The organism is Anoxybacillus sp. (assembly GCF_036834105.1).
Classification (GTDB): domain Bacteria; phylum Bacillota; class Bacilli; order Bacillales; family Anoxybacillaceae; genus Anoxybacillus.
In genome coordinates, this window is record NZ_DAITON010000201.1 from 1 (window position 1) to 2,855 (window position 2,855).

3 protein-coding genes and 1 pseudogene are annotated in these 2,855 nt (G+C 44.9%); all 4 read right to left on the reverse strand.

Annotated features, from left to right (window positions below; translation table 11 throughout):
- A pseudogene (locus V7Z64_RS12810) lies at positions 1-427 on the reverse strand (IS982 family transposase); the annotation flags it as partial.
- Positions 428-582: 155 nt separating this feature from the next.
- Complete coding sequence (locus V7Z64_RS12815) at positions 583-1,116, reverse strand: spore maturation protein (RefSeq protein ID WP_003394416.1); 534 nt, start codon at positions 1,114-1,116, stop codon at positions 583-585.
- Positions 1,116-1,709 (reverse strand): nucleoside recognition domain-containing protein, encoded by a 594-nt coding sequence (locus tag V7Z64_RS12820; protein ID WP_003394414.1) that lies wholly within the window; start codon positions 1,707-1,709, stop codon positions 1,116-1,118. Before V7Z64_RS12820 ends, V7Z64_RS12815 begins: the two co-directional genes overlap by 1 nt.
- Positions 1,702-2,814, reverse strand: a complete 1,113-nt coding sequence (locus tag V7Z64_RS12825) for a D-alanyl-D-alanine carboxypeptidase family protein (protein WP_297989542.1) — start codon at positions 2,812-2,814, stop codon at positions 1,702-1,704. The genes V7Z64_RS12820 and V7Z64_RS12825 overlap by 8 nt, the downstream gene beginning before the upstream one ends.
- Between the last annotated feature and the right edge of the window lie 41 nt (positions 2,815-2,855).

A 2,855-nucleotide genomic window follows, 5' to 3' on the forward strand; every position in this document is an offset into this window, starting at 1 on the left:
CAGCGATGCCTTGAAATCGTTTGACACGGTACATTCTTGCGGCATGGCACAACTCAATTGGCATGCTATCTACGACCGCATAGGCATGGTGTTGCCCACGTTTCGCCAGTTCATGACGAATCCATTTGATCGCAAAGCGCAGCGCTCGGCAACGGCGATTGTATCGAGAACGTTCGAGAAAACGTCCATCCGTGAACAAGTTCCCAGTAACAAAACGATGCCATGCACGTTCGGAAGAGAAGCCAAGCAACTTTCCTAACAGATGAATGGCAATGATCACCGCGTCTTCTTGTTTCACCAAATGACGATTGCGGCGTTGAAGATAGCATTGAATGTGTGACAGCTGGGCAGAAACAAAAAAGAAAATGGCTGCATATTGTTTTTGAATTTTCGCTTTGTCTGTTGTAAAATGAAAGTGCTCTTGCACGGGGATTCTCCTTTCGAATGTTTGGTCGCACTTTCATTCTACAGGAAATCCTCAGGCAAGGGCTATTTTTATGCTTACTCGATTTTATCTAGCACCACGGGTCATATTCGGTACAGGAGTTCAAAAATAAGAAAAAGCGATCGCAATGGACCGCTTCACTTTCCAAACATCCATAATACAACAACAAATGATACAATAAAGCTAACAAAGTCAGCAAGCAGGCCGACTTTTAATGCATCGCCCATTTTGCGTATGCCGACAGCACCGAAGTAAACGGTGAGCACGTATAACGTCGTTTCTGTACTTCCTTGAATCGTAGAGGCTAATCGCCCGATAAATGAGTCTGGACCATACGTCGCGATTAAATCAGTAACGATTCCGAGCGAAGCGGTACCTGAGATCGGACGAATGAGCGCAAGCGGTACGACTTCAGGCGGCAAACCAATAGGCGCGATGAGCGGTTTCATGTACGACATGAAAAATTCAAGCGCACCGGAAGCGCGAAAAACAGAAACAGCAACGAGCATACCGACTAAATACGGAATGAGAGAAAAGGCGATTTGAATCCCTTCCTTTCCCCCTTCAACAAACGCTTCATACGTCGGTACACGCTTGTACGTTCCGTGCAACAAAATGCACGCAATTAACGTTGGAATGAGCCAAAACGACAAAAATTGAATAACGTGCATCACAACCCTCCTTTTTTGCGCCTCCGTATGTAAAATGCACGGTCGATCATAATGGCTGATATAGTCGCAATAAGCGAGGCAACAAACGTTGTGCCGATAATTTCCCCGGGAGAAGCGGATTGATATGTCATTCGAATCGATATGACCGTTGCCGGAATAAGTGTAATGCTTGCTGTATTTAAAGCAACAAACGTAATCATCGAACGGCTCGGTTCGTCTGTTTGACCGTTTAATTGCTTCAATTGCTCCATCGCTTTAATGCCAAGGGGAGTCGCAGCATTGCCGAGCCCAAACATATTTGCGATCATGTTCGATAATATATACCCGAGCGCAGGGTGGTCAGGTGGCACTTCCGGAAAAATTTTTTTGGCAATTGGTCGAAACAAACGGGCAAAAAACGAAAGTAGCCCAGACTGTTCGGCAATTTTCATTAAACCGAGCCAAAAAACGAGCACGCTAATAAGCCCAATGCTAATTGTCACCGCTTCTTTCGCCCCTTGAAACATCGCCTCATTCACATCTTTGATCGTGCCGTTTATCGTAGCGAATACGAGCCCAATGATTAAAAGCGCAACCCAAATGAGATTAACCATCGCTGTCCACCCCTAACAGCCAATCAAAAAAAGAACGCTTTTTCTTTTCCTGCTTATAAAAAATAGGGGTGTCGTCAACTTTTTCGTTTCCGATGTATAGCTCAGCCCTTCCAACGACAGACGGCACGCCTGTCTCTTTCCAGCGCTCTTGTGGACGAAGCAATTTTCGCTCTAAACGAAGCAACTGCCCCTCTTTTTTTGTAATCGGATATATAAAATCACGCACAACGAATAGATGATCACCATAGAAAGGATCTTTTATATCTTGAACGATCGTAGTTGCTTTAATCGTCACAAGTTCATAGTTCGCAAATCCGTGCTCATACATAGCAATATGATCGTTCCAATCATCCCCTGCGTTAATGGTGACTGCAATCAGTTCAAGACCATCTTTTGAAGCAGTTGTCACTAATGTGCGCTTCGCCCGCTTCGTATAGCCTGTTTTTCCACCTGTGCAATATTCGTATAAATGCGTCAATAGCTTATTTTTGTTACGCCAAACCCGATCCCAATCTTCCGTCGGATTTGGGGCACGATACAATTTCGTTCCCGACACTTCGCGAAATTGTTCATTTTGCATTGCATATCGCATGAGTAGAGCCATATCATACGCAGTGGAATAATGGTTTTCGGCATCGTCTAACCCGTGCGGATTCGCAAATTGTGTATTTGTCATCCCGATTTCCGCTGCTTTTTCGTTCATTAAAAAGACAAACCCTTCAACGCTGCCACCCACGTGCTCAGCGATCGCCACCGCTGCATCATTTCCAGAACGAAGCATAAGCCCATATACTAAATGTTTGAGCGCAATTTTCTCCCCTTGTTTCAAATAAATCGAAGACCCTTCCGTCCGAACCGCCCGTTCACTTACCGCCACAAGCTCTTCCCATTTTCCCGATTCGATTGCTAAAATGGCTGTCATAATTTTTGTAATGCTCGCAATGCGTCGTTTCGTATGGGCATCTTTTTCAAATAGCACTCGTCCTGTCGTTTGTTCCATTAAAATCGCGCTTTTCGCACTAACCGACATCGCTTTTGCTTCATTCGGAAAAAGCGAACAAAAAAAACAAAGCACGATCATCCATATGAACCATTGCCGTCGCATACACTCTCATCCCTTTGTCCGTTTTGTACAAGTGTATGCGC

Coding starts and splice junctions, on each gene's coding strand:
- V7Z64_RS12820 (WP_003394414.1), bottom strand. CDS start 1,709: ATGGTTAATCTCATTTGGGTTGCGCTTTTAATCATTGGGCTCGTATTC.
- V7Z64_RS12815 (WP_003394416.1), bottom strand. CDS start 1,116: ATGCACGTTATTCAATTTTTGTCGTTTTGGCTCATTCCAACGTTAATT.
- V7Z64_RS12825 (WP_297989542.1), bottom strand. CDS start 2,814: ATGCGACGGCAATGGTTCATATGGATGATCGTGCTTTGTTTTTTTTGT.